This window comes from Streptomyces sp. NPDC022552 (genome assembly GCF_055561875.1).
On sequence record NZ_JBVHGJ010000003.1, the window covers coordinates 446,043 to 460,963 of the forward strand.

Consider the following 14,921-nt stretch of genomic DNA (forward strand, 5'->3'; position numbering starts at 1 on the left):
GTAAGCTCACCCGAATTCGAGCCGTTGTGGGGACTGGGTGGCCTGAGCGGCCTGGGCGGTCAGGCGGTCGACCTCGTGAGCCGCCGTTCCCGCGACTCCGGCCAGGAAGCCCTGCGCCCGGGGTGAGGCGTTCTCCTTGAGCCACTCGGGCGCGATCTCGCAGACGGCGACCTTGACCCCCGTGCCGGCCAGGGCCAGCGGCAGGGTGTGCACGACGGTGGAGGGAAAACTGACCACCGTACGACCGATCGGGCCGCGCCGGGCGATCAGCTCCAGCGGCAGATCGGGCCGGACGATCTCCAGACCGGTCTCCACCGCGATCCGGTGCAGCTTCTCGGTGGCCTCGCGGCGGTGCGCGAAGTAGCGGGTGGCGCCGTGGACGCGGGCCAGCTCGGCGACGACGGCGGCGTACTGGTCGGGGTCGACCACGCCGGTCTCGACCAGCGAGGTGCCGACCAGATCCGCGCCCTTGGTGAGACGGGGCGGGCCGAAGCGGGACCGGGTCCAGGCGAAGGTGTTCTCGGTGACGGTCGTGCCGGGCGGAGACTCGACCGGGAGCGAGGTGAAGATCTCGACCGTACGGCGGGACGTGGGGGCGAGCTTGCGGCGGGCGGCGGCGGTGACCGGAGCGAGCACCAGCTCGCGCGGACCCCGGCTGCCGCGCCGGTGCCAGCGCACCAGACGCTCACCACGCGCCAGTTGGGCGGCGTACTCCATGGTGGCGGTGCCGTCGTCGACGACGGTGAGGCGCTTGGGGGCGAAGAGGGTGAGCAGGAGCTGGACGTAGCGGGAGAACGGGTCCCCGACGATCACCCGCTCGGCCGCCCGCAGCAGCGGGGCGAGCTCGCGCAGCGTCCGTGCGAGGGAGCCGCGGGCGCCGCGGGCCTCCTGCCAGTGCACGGTGAACCCGTCGTCGCGGGCCAGCTGCGCCATCCGGCGGAGCTGACCGCGCGACATCGGGTCGGTCGGCGAGAGCACGATGACCGTGAGATCACCCCGGCCGGGCACGGGGGTGACGCGCGGCGCGTCACCGACCGCATCGCCGTCGGGGCCGGTGGCGCCGGCGGGAGTGGCGGGGCGCGGGGCCGCGGCGGGCGGGGGCGCTTGGTCCCCGGGGTGCGCGGGCGCGAGTATCGCGGCCCCCCGGCCGTCGGGGGCGGTCGTGCCCCCGACGGCGAGGGACTGGGCGTGTGCCCACTCCAGGACGTTCAGGAGCTGGACCGGGCTCTCGACGAACGCCAGCCGGCCGGTCATGCGGCGACAGACCCCTGGACCCGGCGGAGCTTCTTCATCGGGCCGAGCTCCGACTCGTAGACCTTCTTGACGCCGTCACCGAGCGCGGTCTCGATCGTGCGGATGTCGCGGACCAGGCGCTGCAGGCCCTGCGGCTCGACCGAGGCGGCCTGGTCGGAGCCCCACATGGCGCGGTCGAGGGTGATGTGACGCTCGACGAACGTGGCGCCGAGCGCGACGGCGGCCAGTGTGGTCTGGAGGCCCGTCTCGTGGCCGGAGTAGCCGATCGGGACGTTCGGGTACTCCTCCTTCAGCGTGTTGATCACGTTGAGGTTGAGCTCCTCGGCCTTGGCCGGGTACGTGGACGTGGCGTGGCAGAGCAGGATGTTGTCCGAGCCGAGGACCTCGACCGCGTGACGGATCTGCTTCGGCGTCGACATGCCGGTCGAGAGGATGACCGTGCGGCCGGTGGCGCGCAGCGAGCGCAGCAGCTCGTCGTCCGTCAGGGAGGCGGAGGCGACCTTGTGTGCTGGGACGTCGAACTTCTCCAGGAAGGTGACGGCCTCGGTGTCCCACGGGGAGGCGAACCAGTCGATGCCGCGCTTCTTGCAGTGCTCGTCGATGGCGCGGTACTCGTCCTCGCCGAACTCCACACGGTGGCGGTAGTCGATGTAGGTCATGCGGCCCCAGGGGGTGTCCCGCTCGATGTCCCACTGGTCACGCGGGGTGCAGATCTCGGGGGTGCGCTTCTGGAACTTCACGGCGTCGCAGCCGGCCTCGGCCGCCACGTCGATGAGCGCGAGGGCGTTCTCGAGCTCGCCGTTGTGGTTGATGCCGATCTCACCGGTGACGTAGACGGGCCGGCCGGGGCCCGCGGTCTTGCTGCCGAAGGTGCGAGTGCGCGTGTTCATCGTTCTTGGTGTCCCTTAGGAGTTGGGGGTGTGGAGCTCGGGTCCGAGAAGCCAGGCCGCGATCTCGCGGACGGCACCGGAGCCACCGGGGGTGAGGGTCACCGCACGGGCGGCGGCCCGCACGGAGTCGTGCGCGCTCGCCACCGCGACGGGCCAGCCGACGAGGTGGAAGCACGGAAGGTCGTTGACGTCGTTGCCGGCGTAGAGGACGCGCTGCGGGTCGATGCCCTGTTCCTCGCACCACTGCTTGAGGGCGAGGTCCTTGCGGTCGATGCCGTGCAGGACGGGGATCTTGAGCTTGCGGGCGCGGGCGGCGACGACGGCGTTCTGCTCGGTCGAGAGGATCAGGACCGGCATCCCGGCGCGGCGCAGGGCCGCGATCCCGAGGCCGTCGCCGCGGTGCGCGGAGACGAACTCGTGTCCCTCGGAGTCGAGATGGACCCGGTCGTCGGTCTGCGTGCCGTCGAAGTCGAGGACCACGGCGTCGATGTCGTCGAAGCCGGGGGTGATCGGGGTGTCGAGGAGCGGCGCGAGCGCGCGGGCGCGGGCCAGGTCGTGCGGGTCGTCGATCTCCAGGACCCGGGCGGGGTCGGTGACGACCAGCTCGGTGCGGCCGAAGAAGCGGTGCCGGTGGGTACGGAAGCCCTCGGCGGACATCGCGTAGACGGCGCCGGTCTCCAGGTACTCGGCCTCGCGGTCCTGCCGGCGGGGGCGGTGCGCCTTGTCGTGGTTGACGCCCGTGGCGCCCTCGGCGGTCTCCCGCCACAGGAAGCCGTGGCTCGGGGCCACCGTCAGGGCGGTGTCCGCCGCCCCCGAAGTGACCCGCTCGGCCGCCTCGTTCACCTCGGCCGCCGTGAGGAAGGGGCTCGTGCACTGGACGAGGAGGATCACGTCCGCGCGGCGCCCGCTCGTCGCCTCGAAGGCGTCCATCGCGTGCAGGACCGCGGACTCGCTGGTCGCCGTGTCGCCGGCGATCGACGCGGGGCGGTGGACGGCCTCCGCGCCGGCCGCGCGGGCCGCCGATGCGATGGACGCGTCGTCAGTGGAGACGAGGACATCGGTCACCACGGGGGCGCCGAGGCAGGCGCGGACCGCGCGGGAGACCAGCGGGACGCCCGCGACCGGGGCGAGGTTCTTGGCGGGGACGCCCTTGGAACCGCCCCGCGCCGGGATGACGGCAAGCACGGTCGTGGTCATCAGAGTTCTCCAAGACGGCGGATGACGGGGGCCACGCGCTGGACGCCGTGGCGGTACGCGCCCCGCGCCGCTTCCCGGACGATTCGGCGCAGCCCGCTGTCGCGGGCCTCCGGCGCGGTCACGTCGAGGCGGTGGCGGGCGAGGATCCCGGGCAGGTACCCGGGGGCCGTCTCCGTTGTGTAGTAGGGGGTGATCGGGGGCAGCGCCGGCCCGTCGAGCAGCTCGGCGACCCGGGCCCGGGCGGCGTCGAAGGCCTTCTCGTACGAACCTGCCCCTACGCCTTGCGGCGTGGGGGGACCCTCAGCCGCCACGCCCTGGCGCGAGAGCCACTCCTCGTCCGGCTTCGGGCGGTCGTCCGCGTCGAGCCGGTCGAAGGAGGTCAGCAGCCCCGAGCCGATGAAGTGGTGGTTGCCGAGGACCTCGCGCACCCCCATGTCGGTGAGGATCGCCGTGGGGATCCGCCGGTGCAGCGCTTCCAGCGCGGCCGTCGAGGAGACCGTGACCAGCAGGTCGGTGCGGTCCAGGACCTCGCCCATGTGCCCGTACACCAGACGGAAGTTGGGCGGGGTGTCCAGGTCGCGCACCAGCTTCTGGTACGGCAGCTCCTCCAGGTGCGTCGTGTGCTCGCCCGGCTTGGAGCGGAGCTTGAGCAGCACCTCCCGCCGCGGGTGCAGCCGGGCGTGCTCGACCAGCCTGCGGAGCAGGTACGCACGGTCGGCGCGGGTGACCGGCACGGACGGCTGGGCGGCGAAGACGAGGGTGTTCCGGCCGGCCTCGGGGGCGTAGGGCGCGCCACCGAGGAACGGCAGCGCCGCCTCGACCACCGAGGAGGCGTCGGCGCCCACTCCTTCGTACACGGCGCGGAAACGCTCCGCGTCATGACGGGAGTTGGCGAGAACGACGTCGGCGCCGTGGCGCAGCAGGAGACCGTCCGCGAGCTTCTCGTAGACGACTCCGACATAGCCGGTGACGATCACCGGGCGGCGCTCGAGGCCCAGGTCGGCGATCCCCTGGAGGACCGCGCGGACCGTGCCGCCGACGAGGGAGAGGACGACGAGGTCGTACTCCCCGTCCCGTACCTCACGAAGGAACTCCGCGCCCGTCACCTCGCGCGGGGGTGTGGTGGACACCCCGGTCTCGGCGAGCTGACGCGCGGTGGGCGTGGCCCGACCGCGAAGGACGAAACCGGTGGGTTCGGAAGCCGCGATGCGGCGCGCGGTGAGCGCGCCCCATTTCCACCGGGTGTCGGAATCGGCGAGTACGGCGACGCGTACTCGTTCATGGGTACTTGCTGGCACGTCGAGGACGCTAGAGAGGCATTTCGTGTGCTGGCCCAACTGAGACACAACAAACGGTGAACAGAGCCTCTCCGCCCGCTGAAAACGGCCGGGATCGGGGGCGGTTAAGCCGCCCGCCTCTTCGTGTTCACCGAACATCCCTCTGCCGGTCAGAACGAATGCCGGGGCGGCGCCTAGCGTCGGCCGGGTGGTCAAGCTCTCCGTCGTCGTGCCGTTCTACAACGTGCAGACATACGCCCCCGACACCCTGACAAGCCTGCGTGCGAACGCCCGTGAGGACTTCGAATTCCTTCTCGTCGACGACTGCTCGACGGACGGAACGCCGGAGATCCTCGAACGGGCCGCGCGTGAGATCCCGGGGGCCGTCCTGCTCCGGCACGAGAAGAACGAGGGTCTTGCCACCGCGCGCAACACCGGACTCGACGCCGCCCGTGGGCGCTATCTCGCGTTCCTCGACGGGGACGACTGGCTCGCCCCCGGGCACCTCTCCCGCCTGGTCACGGCCATGGACGAGCTGGACTGCGACTTCCTCCGCACCGACCACGTGGTGAACACCAACCGGAGCCGGTCGGTGAAGCGCGCCCCGATCGCGCGCCGGGGCGAACTGCTGCGCCCCCGCGACGCGATCCTGCCGGCCCACCGGACGACCTCGGTCGACTATCCGTACGCCTGGGCGGGGATGTACCACCGGCGGCTGCTCGACCGCGGGCTGCTCCACTTCACCCCCGGGCTGCGGACGGCGGAGGACCGGCCCTGGATCTGGAAGCTGCACCGGGAGGCGGACACCTTCGCCGCGGTGAGCACGCTCGGGATCTTCTACCGGCGCGGTGTCTCCACCTCACTCACGCAGATCGGCGATATCCGCCAACTCGATTTCATCCGGGCCTTCGATCAGGTGATCGAGGAAACGGCCGTCGACGTGGACGCGGACCGGCTTCTTCCGAAAGCCGTCCGTACCTATTGCGCGCTCATTTCGCACCACGTCTCCTCCATTGAACGATTCGAACCAGCGGTGGCGAAGAAATTGCGCTCGATGAGTGCGGGAGCGCTGCGGCGCATGCCGCAGGACGTGCTCGACGAGGCGCTGTCCTCGATGGACGAGGAGCGGGCGGGCGTGCTGCGCAAGCTGCGCCGCCGCCGCGCGGGCTCGCTCGGCCAAGGCGCGGGCGCGGGGGCCGCCGCGTGAGGACCACTCAGATCTTCTACGCCTCCACCCTGTACGGTGCGACGACGCTGGCCGCCGCCCTGGACAGCGGCTGCTTCGGCCCCGCCGACCGGCGGCTGCTGCTCGTCGGCAACAACGCGGCGGTGCCCGAGACCACGCCCGCCCTCGACGAGATGCCCGGCTTCGAGCGGCTGCGCGGCCGGTTCGACGCGGTGCTGTCCTGGAACGAGGCGATCTCGCCGCTCCACCCGGCCGGCTGGTCGCCCCGCGGGGACGACGTACCGATGCTCGAACGTCATCTGCGGCGGCTGTGGGACCTCGGCGACGACCGGATCGAGATCGCCCTGGAGTCGGTGCAGGTCGCGCCGGCGCTGACGATCGCCCGGCTCTTCCCGGAGGCGGCGCTCGACGTGTACGCCGACGGCCTGATGAGCTACGGCCCGACCCGTAACAAGATCGACCCGCTGGTCGGCGACCGGGTGCGGCGGCTGCTCCATCTGGACCTGGTGCCCGGGCTCGCGCCCCTGCTGCTCGGCGAGTTCGGGCCGACGACCGAGGTGGTGCCGACGGAGGCCTTCACCAAGGTGGTCGCGGAACTGGCGGACACGGCCGGTCCCACCGCCGAGGAGGAGGGCCCGGCGCTGCTGCTCGGCCAGTACCTCGCGGCGCTCTCGCTGCTCACCCCGGGCGAGGAGGAGGAGCTGCACGTACGGATGGTCCGCGGCGCGATCGCGCGCGGGCACCGGCGCCTCGTCTTCAAGCCGCACCCCACGGCGCCGGACGCCTGGACACGGCGGCTCGCACGGGAGGCGGAGGCGCTCGGCGCCGAACTGACCGTCCTCGACCGCCCGGTGCTCGCCGAGGTCGTGTACCGGGAGCAGCGTCCCGCGCTGGTGGTGGGCTGCTTCTCCACGGCGCTGATGACGGCGCGCGCCTTCTACGGGATCCCGGTGGCCCGGGTCGGCACGCGGACGATCCTGGAGAAGCTGACCCCGTACCAGAACAGCAACCGCATCCCGGCGACCCTCGTCGACGCGCTCGTCCCCGACCTGGAGGACGACACCGCGCCGGCCACGGCCTGGGACGCGGAGTCCCTCGCGGGCCTGGTCGCGGCGGTCGGCTTCGCGATGCAGCCCAAGATCCGCCCGGATCTGCGGGGCGCGGCGGTCCGGCACCTGTCGGGCCCGCTCGCGGAGCGGACGCGGCACTACTTCAAGCGCCGCCGCCTCACCGTCCTGGGCCTCCCGGGCGGCATCCCGGTCCCCCGCCACCCGAGGGTCCGCCGTCTGGCGCGGCGGGCGCTGAAGCTGAAGCGGGCGCTGGCGAAGTGAGAAGGGGGCCCTCCCGGACGCGTGTCCGGGAGGGCCCCCTTTCCGTCCTACGCCCGGGTGACCGGCTCCTGGAGTTCCGTCACCCACTTCGCGCGGTCGTCCGGGGCCTCCAGGTACAGCTCGCGGGAGTATCCCGTCGAGCGGTAGCCGTTGGCGTCGATCCAGGTGGCCAGGGTCTGGACCGTCGGCAGGAGGTCCTCCATCGGGCCCCGGTGGACCACGGTCGCCGCCTCGTCCAGGCCGGGCAGCACGACGACGTCGACGCCGGCCACCTCCTCCGTGCCCGCGGGGACCGTCATCCCCGCGTGGACGACGACCGAGCCGTCGCCCCGGCCCGCGTCCTCGTAGTACGCGATCCCGGGGCCGAACCCCGTGACGCCCGCAGCCTCCAGGCGCGCGCACAGCTTCTCGTACAGCGGCTGGATGACCGGGCCGATCTCGCCGGGGCCGAAGCCCCCGGCCACGCCGCTCAGCTCGGCGAGCCGTACCGGCGGAATCCTCTTGATCACGACGTCCTGCGTGGGCATGTGCCCCTCGCTCTCGATGGCTCGGAGCCGCGCGCCGACCTGGGCCAGCCGTCCCGCCGCCTCCGCCAGCGCCGTCTCCAGCTCGGCCTGGCGCAGCCGCAGCATGCCGCGCAGCTCCTCCGCGCCGACCTGCTCGTCGAGGATCGACCCCACCTGTTCGAGGGTGAAGCCGAGCTCCTTGAGGGCGATGACGCGGTTGAGGCGGGCGAGCTGGTCCGCCTGGTAGAAGCGGTAGCCGCTGTGCGGGTCGACATGGGCCGGGCGCAGCAGTCCGATGGCGTCGTAGTGGCGCAACATGCGGACCGACACCCGCCCGTGCCGGGCGAAGTCTCCGATGGTGAACATGACGACTCCTACGGAACGGCCTCACACGGTGTGAGGGTCAAGCGGCGCTGCTGAGGGAGAGCTTCGCGGCGAAGCCGAGGAAGAGCGCGCCCGCGGCGGAGGTCGCCCCGGCCGAGAGCCGCCTGCGGCGCCGGAACGCGGAAGCGAGGCGCGTCCCGCCGAATATCAGCATCGTCAGGTAGAGGAAGCTGCCGATCTCCAGCAGGGTGCCGAGCACCAGGAAGGAGAGCGCCGGGTAGGCGTACGCGGGGTCAACGAACTGCACGAAGAACGAGATCAGGAAGAGGATGGCCTTCGGGTTGAAGAGGCTGATGATCAGCGCCCTGCGGTACGGGTTCTCCCCCGGCGTCTCCTGCGCCCGCTCGGTCTCCTCGTCCGCCGTCTCCCCGCGCGAGCGCCACATCGCCCAGGCCGACCGCATCATCCCGTACGCCATCCAGGCCAGATAGCCCGCGCCCGCGTACTTCACGATCATGAAGAGCAGCGGCGTGGTCTGGAGCAGCGAGGCCGCGCCGAGCGCGGCCAGCGTCATCAGGACGGCGTCGCCGGTGAAGACGCCGACGGCGGCCTTGTACCCGGTCCGGGTGCCCTTGCGGGCGGCGACGGACAGCACGTACAGCGAGTTCGGCCCCGGCAGAAGGATGATGAGGACGAGGCCCACGAGATAGGTCGGAAGATCGGTGACACCCAGCATGAAGCGGAGTGTCGCACGTGGGTACGACACTCCGCCCGGGTGTTTCGTATCGCGGAAGACCGGACGCGCGGAGGGCCGGAACGCGCGGAGAATCAGAACGCGTCCGTCGGGACGTACGTGCCCCACACCTCGCGCAGCGCGTCGCAGACCTCGCCGACCGTCGCCCGCGCCCTGAGCGCGTCCTTCATCGGGTAGAGCACGTTGTCCGTGCCCTCCGCCGCCTTCTTCAGCTCGGCGAGCGCCGCGTCCACGGCCGCCTGGTCCCGCTCGGCGCGCAGCCTGGTCAGCCGCTCGGCCTGCTGGGCCTCGATCGCCGGGTCGACGCGCAGCGGCTCGTACGGCTCCTCGACGTCGACCGTGTAGCGGTTGACGCCGACGACGACCCGCTCGCCGCTGTCGGTCTCCTGCGCGATCCGGTAGGCGGAGCGCTCGATCTCGTTCTTCTGGAAGCCGCGCTCGATCGCGTTGACCGCGCCGCCCAGGTCCTCGACCTTCCGCATCAGCTCCAGCGCGGCGGCCTCGACGTCGTCCGTCATCTTCTCGACGACGTACGAGCCGGCGAACGGGTCGACGGTGGCGGTGACGTCCGTCTCGTACGCGAGGACCTGCTGCGTCCGCAGGGCCAGGCGCGCGGACTTGTCCGTCGGCAGGGCGATGGCCTCGTCGAAGGAGTTGGTGTGCAGCGACTGCGTACCGCCGAGGACGGCCGCCAGGCCCTGGACGGCGACGCGCACCAGGTTGACCTCGGGCTGCTGGGCGGTGAGCTGCACGCCGGCGGTCTGGGTGTGGAAGCGGAGCATCAGCGACTTGGGGTTCTCCGCGCCGAACTCCTCCTTCATCACCCGTGCCCAGATCCGGCGGGCCGCCCGGAACTTGGCGACCTCCTCCAGAATCGTCGTACGGGCCACGAAGAAGAAGGAGAGGCGGGGCGCGAAGTCGTCCACGTCCATGCCGGCGGCGACGGCGGTACGGACGTACTCGATGCCGTCGGCCAGGGTGAACGCGATCTCCTGCGCGGGCGAGGCACCGGCCTCGGCCATGTGGTAGCCGGAGATCGAGATGGTGTTCCACTTCGGGATCTCGGCCTTGCAGTACTTGAAGATGTCCGCGATCAGCCGGAGCGAGGGCTTGGGCGGGAAGATGTACGTGCCGCGCGCGATGTACTCCTTGAGCACATCGTTCTGGATGGTGCCGGTCAGCCGGTCGGCCGGGACGCCCTGCTCCTCACCCACGAGTTGGTAGAGCAGCAGCAGGAGGGCGGCGGGGGCGTTGATGGTCATCGAGGTGGAGACCTGGTCCAGCGGGATCCCGCCGAACAGGACGCGCATGTCGTCGATCGAGTCGATGGCGACACCGACCTTGCCGACCTCGCCGTGCGCGATCGGGGCGTCGGAGTCGTGGCCCATCTGCGTCGGCAGGTCGAAGGCGACGGAGAGCCCCATCGTGCCGTTGGCGATCAGCTGCTTGTAGCGGGCGTTGGACTCCACCGCGGTGCCGAAGCCCGCGTACTGCCGCATGGTCCAGGGCCGGCCGGTGTACATCGACGGGTACACACCACGCGTGAAGGGGTACGAGCCCGGCTCGCCCAGCTTCTCGGCGGGCTCCCATCCGTCCAGGGCGTCCGGTCCGTAGACCGGCTCGATGGGCAGCCCCGACTCCGACTCGCGCGCCATCTGGTGTGCCTCCCGACTGAAACCTACTGGCTGGTACGGACTCTCGCGACGGACTGTAGTGGCGGCCGTGCGACGGGTGGAGAGCCACACGCTGGGACCTTCCTCACAAGGATGCTCCGTTGTGACCCCGGGTGCGCAACCAAGGGCGCCCGGGAAGCATCCAATAGGTACACACGCAGATTCCCGGGGGGCACAGATGCGCCGATCGTCCGTCATACGAAGAGCACTCATGGCCGCGGCCGCGGTGGCACTCGCCACCGGCTGTACGGCCCAGGCGGCGGGCGGGGGCCACTCTCCCGCGACGAGCGGACCGTCGAGCTCCGCCCCGGCACCCGCGACCCCGGCGCCGGCCTCGGACTCCCCGAGCGCCTCGCCGACGGCGGACGACAAGCCGTCCTCGCCCAGCTCCTCCCCGACCTCCGCGCAGCCGGCCGGCAAGGTCCTGATGAAGGACGGCGACGAGAGCAAGCAGGTGCGGGAGCTGCAGGCACGGCTGCGGCAGATCGGCTACTTCGACCGCGCGCCCACCGGCTTCTACGGCTCGATCACGGGCAAGGCCGTCTCGGCCTTCCAGAAGAAGCGGGGGCTGCCGGAGACCGGTGCGGTGGACGAGGTCACCTGGCAGCGGCTGGTCGGGATGACCCGTGAGCCGACGGCCTCCGAGCTGAAGCCGTCCACCTCCAACGCGCTGGACACGCCGGACCCGCGCTGCATGACCGGGCGCGTGCTCTGCATCAGCAAGGAGACGCGCACGCTGGCCTGGATGATCGACGGCAAGGTCGTCTCGTCGATGGACGTCCGCTTCGGTTCGGAGAACACCCCGACGCGCGAGGGGATCTTCAACGTCGACCGCAAGGTCCGCAACGACTGGTCGAAGCTGTACCACACGCCGATGCCGTACTCGATGTACTTCAGCCGCGGCCAGGCCGTGCACTACTCGGCGGACTTCGCGGCCCGCGGCTACAACGGGGCCTCGCACGGCTGTGTGAACGTCAGGGACCGGGCGAAGCTCGCGGCCCTCTTCGACGAGGTGAAGGTCGGCGACAAGGTCGTCGTGCACTGGTAGTCGCCAGGGGCGAGTGAGAGTGGCGCGGGTGGGACCGGGGGAACGTGTCCCACCCGCGCCGTTGCGCGGAGCCGGAGGTACGGGGGGAACCTCGGCTCACGCGCGGCCGATGACCAGTCGGCTCACTCAGTACTGCGCCGACGGGCCGAAAAGTGTCACACCTTGTTCGTCACGGGGATGCGGGCCAGGTCCGGGAGGAGGTTTTCGGCCAGTTGCCGGGCGTCCTCGACCGGCCCCAGGGCGCGGGCCTCGACGAGTTCCGCGGCGGGTGCGCGGAGGTCGGCATGGACCGGGGCGCGGTCCTCGGAGCGGTCCTCGTCGGGGACGGGACCGTCGGCGTGGCCGGCGTTCGGGTCGTGCGTACGGGCGTTCCCGCCACCGCTCCAGTCGTCGGTGCGGCCGACGGAGCCCGCTCGTTCGCCCTCTTCGGACGAGTCGTCGCCCTTGCCGTCACCCGCGCCGTCGCCCCTGCCGCCGGCCGAGTCACCGCCCAGGACACGGTCGCAGAAGCGCCGTACGGTCTCGCCGCCGCGCAGGGACTTCTCCAGCCGGCTCTTGGCGGTGTCGTCGATGCGGCCCGCCCGGTAGTCCTCGCAGGCGTGGACGATCTTGGCGCCGAAGTCCGCGCCGTCCTTCTCCGACGGGCCGCCCGTGCTCCTCCCCGGCTCGGGGGTCGCGTCACCCTTGCCGCCCTCGTCGCCCGTACCGCCGTTTCCGGCCGTGGCCGGAGGGGCGGGCGTCGAGGTGGCGCCGTCGCCGGTGGGGGGCGCCGAGGGCGCACCCGTACCGAGGCCGGGCTCCGGGGAGCCCGAGGCCTCCGGGACGTCCGAGCGCTCCGACGAGTCGTGCGAGGCGATCGGCTCGGGCGTGTCCACGGCCGACACGGAACCGGCGGGGGCCGGGCGGTCCGTGGTGAAGGGCAGCAGGCCCGTGCCGGAGGCGACGGCGACCCCGCCGACCGCCACGGCGGCGACCGCGGCGGCCAGTCCGTACCGCAGCGAGCGGCCCCAGCGCCGCGCGGCGGGCACCGGTCCGATCCGTACCGCGCCGAGTTCGGCGGCGGTGGGCGCGAACGCCGCAGGGGACGGGGCGAGGGCGCGCTCGGCCGTGGCCTCGCGGAAGGCCGTCAGCGCGGCCGCCTCACCGGGGAGTTCGGTCTGCGCCGCGTGGGCGAGGGGGGCGGGGCGGGCCGCCGCGAGGGCCTGGGCCAGCCGGAGCGCCTCCGCACGCGCGTGATCGTCGACGGCGTCGACCGGCTCGCCGCGCAGCAACCGCTCCGCGGTGTCCTGGTCGAGCCACTGGTACCGCTCGTCGGCCATCACATGTCCTTCTGCGTCCGCGCGCGCGATTGCGTCACACCACCGGGGGCCGGAACCCCCGGCCTGCGGCCGCGCTGCGGTGGTACGCCGCCCAGGGAGGCCTGGGCGGCGTCGCCGTCGGCGCCGAGGAGTTCGGCGAGCCGTTTGAGGCCGCGGTGCGCGGCGGTGCGGACCGCGCCGGGGCGCTTGCCCAGGGTGTCGGCGGCGCTCTTTGCGTCCAGGCCGACCACGACCCGCAGCACGACGGCCTCGGCCTGGTCCTGGGGAAGTTGGGCGATCAGATGCATGGTGTCGCCGGTGGTCAATGCTTCCAGTGCCTCGTCCGCGGTGTCGGAGTCGGCGGGCTTGTCGGTGAGTTCGGTCTCGTCACCACTGGCCGCGGGGCGCCTGCCCCGCATCCGGATGTGGTCGAGCGCCCGGTTGCGGGCGATGCGGGCCGCCCAGCCGCGGAACCGGTCGGCGTCGCCGCTGAAGCGGTCGAGATCGCGGGCTATCTGGAGCCAGGACTCGGAGGCGACGTCCTCCGCGTCGGCGTCACCGACGAGCGAGCGCAGATAGCCGAAAAGCCGTGGGTGCACGGCGCGGTACACAGTACGGAAGGCGTCCTCGTCCCCGTTCTGCGCAGCGAGCAGCGCGGCCGTCAGCTCCGCGTCCTCCCCCAGCACTCCCCACCCTGTTCGTCAATCACGGCTGGTCACCACCGCCGCACCATCCGGCACGCAGCAGCACGCTACGTCCTTCTGCGGCGCCCCGTCCACGTTCGTCCTTTGATTGTGCAACCTGCAACCAACTTGGGACATGGGCGGTGGTGTGACAGAAAACGCATGTACGGCGCTGAAGGGAGTACGGGGCCGTGCTGCGGCTCCGGCGGACGACGACCGGGGCCTCTCCTGTGGGGGGTGGCGGCCCCGGTCGTCTTCCTTTTCGCCCGCTTTTCAGGGCTTCCGGCTCAGGGGTTCTGACCCTTCGCCTCCCGGCTGTTCACGCCGTGACTCCGGGCCTTGTTCGCGGCCCCGCGCTCGCCCTTGTCCTCGGAGGACCTGGACGGGGACCTGGTCTCGCCCCGGCCCTTGCCTGGGGGCGCGCCCTTGTCCCAGCCGCCGCCCTTGCCCCGCCCCTTGCCCTGGGACGCGCCTCCGGCCTTGTCCGCACCGTCGCCCCAGGGCCGGTCCCGCACCTCGCCCGCCGACGTCGGCACGGCCGACGCGCCGCGGTCGGTGCCGGGAGCTTCGGGGGCCTCGGGGGTCCCGGAGTTCTCCCGCGCCGGTGCCGGCGCCGGCGGGGCGGGCGGGGCGGGGTCGAGGGTGCCGGACGCGGCCACCGCGACACCGCCGAGCAGGACCGTCGCCGCCACCCCGAAAGCGGTGGTCCGCAGGGAAGCGCGCCACCGTGCTCGTACCGGCGCCGGACGCCAGTCGTCCCGCCGTCTGGTCCGGCGCGGCGCGGTCCCTTCGACGGCCCGCGCCGCCCGGAAGGCCTCGCGCGCCCTGGCCTCGCCCGCGTCGGCACCGGCCTGTTCGCGCCGCAGCGCCGCGCTCAGCACCGCGGCGAGCGCGTCCGGTTCGCGTGTCATGTCCCATCCTTCCGCCGTCGCGGTTCCGCGGCGGCGAGCAGTCCCGCCAGTCTCCTCAGCCCCCGGTGGCCCGCCGTGCGGACCGCCCCGGGGCGCTTGCCCAGGACGCGGGCCGTCGCCGGTCCGTCCAGGCCGACGACCACCCGCAGCAGCACGGCCTCGGCCTGGTCGCGCGGGAGGCTGCGCACCAGGGCGAGCGCCTGCTCCGTCGACAGCCTCTCCAGGGCGGCGTCCGCCGTGTCGTGGCCGCCGGGCAGTTCCAGTACGTCCTGCTCCAGTAAGGAGGTGCGGGGCCGTCGCCGCTGCCGGCGCAGATGGTCGAGGGCCCGGTGACGGACGATCGCCGCGGTCCAGCCGCGGAAACCGGCCCCGTCACCACGGAACCGGCCGAGGTCACGGGCGATCTCCAGCCAGGCCTCGGAGGCGATGTCCTCGGCCTCCTCGCCGACCAGGCCCCGTACGTAGCCGAGCAGTCCGGGGTGGACGAGACGGTAGGCCTCCGCGAAGGCGTCCTCGTCCCCGCGCTGCGCGCGCTCGACCAGGAGGCCCAGTTCCGCGTCGTACGCGCCCACACTTCCCTCTTCGTGCC

The 14,921-nt window shown here is 72.4% G+C and carries 14 protein-coding genes; 3 read left to right on the forward strand and 11 right to left on the reverse strand.

Features of this window, described 5'->3' with window-relative positions; genetic code table 11:
• Window positions 1-6: 6 nt before the first annotated feature.
• Genes ACZ3OF_RS11825 through ACZ3OF_RS11840 form a run of 4 tightly spaced genes read right to left on the reverse strand, consistent with a single transcriptional unit; the run spans window position 7 to window position 4,639 of the window.
• Window positions 7-1,254, reverse strand: a complete 1,248-nt coding sequence (locus tag ACZ3OF_RS11825) for a hypothetical protein (RefSeq protein ID WP_361667870.1) — start codon at window positions 1,252-1,254, stop codon at window positions 7-9.
• Entirely contained in the window at window positions 1,251-2,144 is an 894-nt protein-coding gene (locus ACZ3OF_RS11830; RefSeq protein ID WP_467304242.1) for an N-acetylneuraminate synthase family protein, read from the reverse strand. The genes ACZ3OF_RS11825 and ACZ3OF_RS11830 overlap by 4 nt, the downstream gene beginning before the upstream one ends.
• 15 nt (window positions 2,145-2,159) lie before the next feature.
• Window positions 2,160-3,341 carry an acylneuraminate cytidylyltransferase gene (locus tag ACZ3OF_RS11835; RefSeq protein ID WP_361667865.1) on the reverse strand — a complete coding sequence of 394 codons (1,182 nt, stop codon included), beginning with the start codon at window positions 3,339-3,341 and terminating at the stop codon, window positions 2,160-2,162.
• Window positions 3,341-4,639, reverse strand: a complete 1,299-nt coding sequence (locus ACZ3OF_RS11840) for a DUF6716 putative glycosyltransferase (protein ID WP_361667862.1) — start codon at window positions 4,637-4,639, stop codon at window positions 3,341-3,343. Before ACZ3OF_RS11840 ends, ACZ3OF_RS11835 begins: the two co-directional genes overlap by 1 nt.
• Before the next feature lie 187 nt (window positions 4,640-4,826).
• Between ACZ3OF_RS11840 and ACZ3OF_RS11845 the strand changes: the two genes are divergently transcribed.
• Window positions 4,827-5,825, forward strand: a complete 999-nt coding sequence (locus ACZ3OF_RS11845; protein ID WP_467304243.1) for a glycosyltransferase family 2 protein — start codon at window positions 4,827-4,829, stop codon at window positions 5,823-5,825.
• Entirely contained in the window at window positions 5,822-7,135 is a 1,314-nt protein-coding gene (locus ACZ3OF_RS11850; protein WP_467304245.1) for an alpha-2,8-polysialyltransferase family protein, read from the forward strand. The genes ACZ3OF_RS11845 and ACZ3OF_RS11850 overlap by 4 nt, the downstream gene beginning before the upstream one ends.
• 47 nt (window positions 7,136-7,182) lie before the next feature.
• Here ACZ3OF_RS11850 and ACZ3OF_RS11855 read toward each other — a convergent pair whose 3' ends face one another.
• The 3 genes from ACZ3OF_RS11855 to ACZ3OF_RS11865 form a co-directional block, all read right to left on the reverse strand.
• Window positions 7,183-8,007 (reverse strand): MerR family transcriptional regulator, encoded by an 825-nt coding sequence (locus ACZ3OF_RS11855; protein ID WP_361667855.1) that lies wholly within the window; start codon window positions 8,005-8,007, stop codon window positions 7,183-7,185.
• 37 nt (window positions 8,008-8,044) lie between these two features.
• Window positions 8,045-8,701 carry a leucine efflux protein LeuE gene (gene leuE, locus ACZ3OF_RS11860; RefSeq protein ID WP_467304248.1) on the reverse strand — a complete coding sequence of 219 codons (657 nt, stop codon included), beginning with the start codon at window positions 8,699-8,701 and terminating at the stop codon, window positions 8,045-8,047.
• 92 nt (window positions 8,702-8,793) lie between these two features.
• Window positions 8,794-10,374 (reverse strand): acyl-CoA mutase large subunit family protein, encoded by a 1,581-nt coding sequence (locus ACZ3OF_RS11865; protein ID WP_361667850.1) that lies wholly within the window; start codon window positions 10,372-10,374, stop codon window positions 8,794-8,796.
• Window positions 10,375-10,603: 229 nt separating this feature from the next.
• On the opposite strand from ACZ3OF_RS11865, the gene ACZ3OF_RS11870 reads away from it, so the two are divergent.
• Entirely contained in the window at window positions 10,604-11,440 is an 837-nt protein-coding gene (locus tag ACZ3OF_RS11870; RefSeq protein ID WP_467304250.1) for a L,D-transpeptidase family protein, read from the forward strand.
• A gap of 155 nt (window positions 11,441-11,595) precedes the next feature.
• On the opposite strand, the gene ACZ3OF_RS11875 is transcribed toward ACZ3OF_RS11870, so the two are convergent.
• The 4 genes from ACZ3OF_RS11875 to ACZ3OF_RS11890 all read right to left on the reverse strand — a co-directional run bounded on the left by ACZ3OF_RS11875 (window position 11,596) and on the right by ACZ3OF_RS11890 (window position 14,904).
• Complete coding sequence (locus ACZ3OF_RS11875; protein ID WP_467304252.1) at window positions 11,596-12,759, reverse strand: hypothetical protein; 1,164 nt, start codon at window positions 12,757-12,759, stop codon at window positions 11,596-11,598.
• The gene (locus tag ACZ3OF_RS11880; protein WP_361667842.1) at window positions 12,759-13,424 is read right to left on the reverse strand and encodes an RNA polymerase sigma factor; all 666 of its coding nucleotides are present in this window, start codon (window positions 13,422-13,424) and stop codon (window positions 12,759-12,761) included. The genes ACZ3OF_RS11875 and ACZ3OF_RS11880 overlap by 1 nt, the downstream gene beginning before the upstream one ends.
• A gap of 284 nt (window positions 13,425-13,708) precedes the next feature.
• Window positions 13,709-14,332 carry a hypothetical protein gene (locus tag ACZ3OF_RS11885; protein ID WP_361667840.1) on the reverse strand — a complete coding sequence of 208 codons (624 nt, stop codon included), beginning with the start codon at window positions 14,330-14,332 and terminating at the stop codon, window positions 13,709-13,711.
• Complete coding sequence (locus ACZ3OF_RS11890; RefSeq protein WP_467304256.1) at window positions 14,329-14,904, reverse strand: RNA polymerase sigma factor; 576 nt, start codon at window positions 14,902-14,904, stop codon at window positions 14,329-14,331. The genes ACZ3OF_RS11885 and ACZ3OF_RS11890 overlap by 4 nt, the downstream gene beginning before the upstream one ends.
• Window positions 14,905-14,921 lie beyond the last annotated feature (17 nt).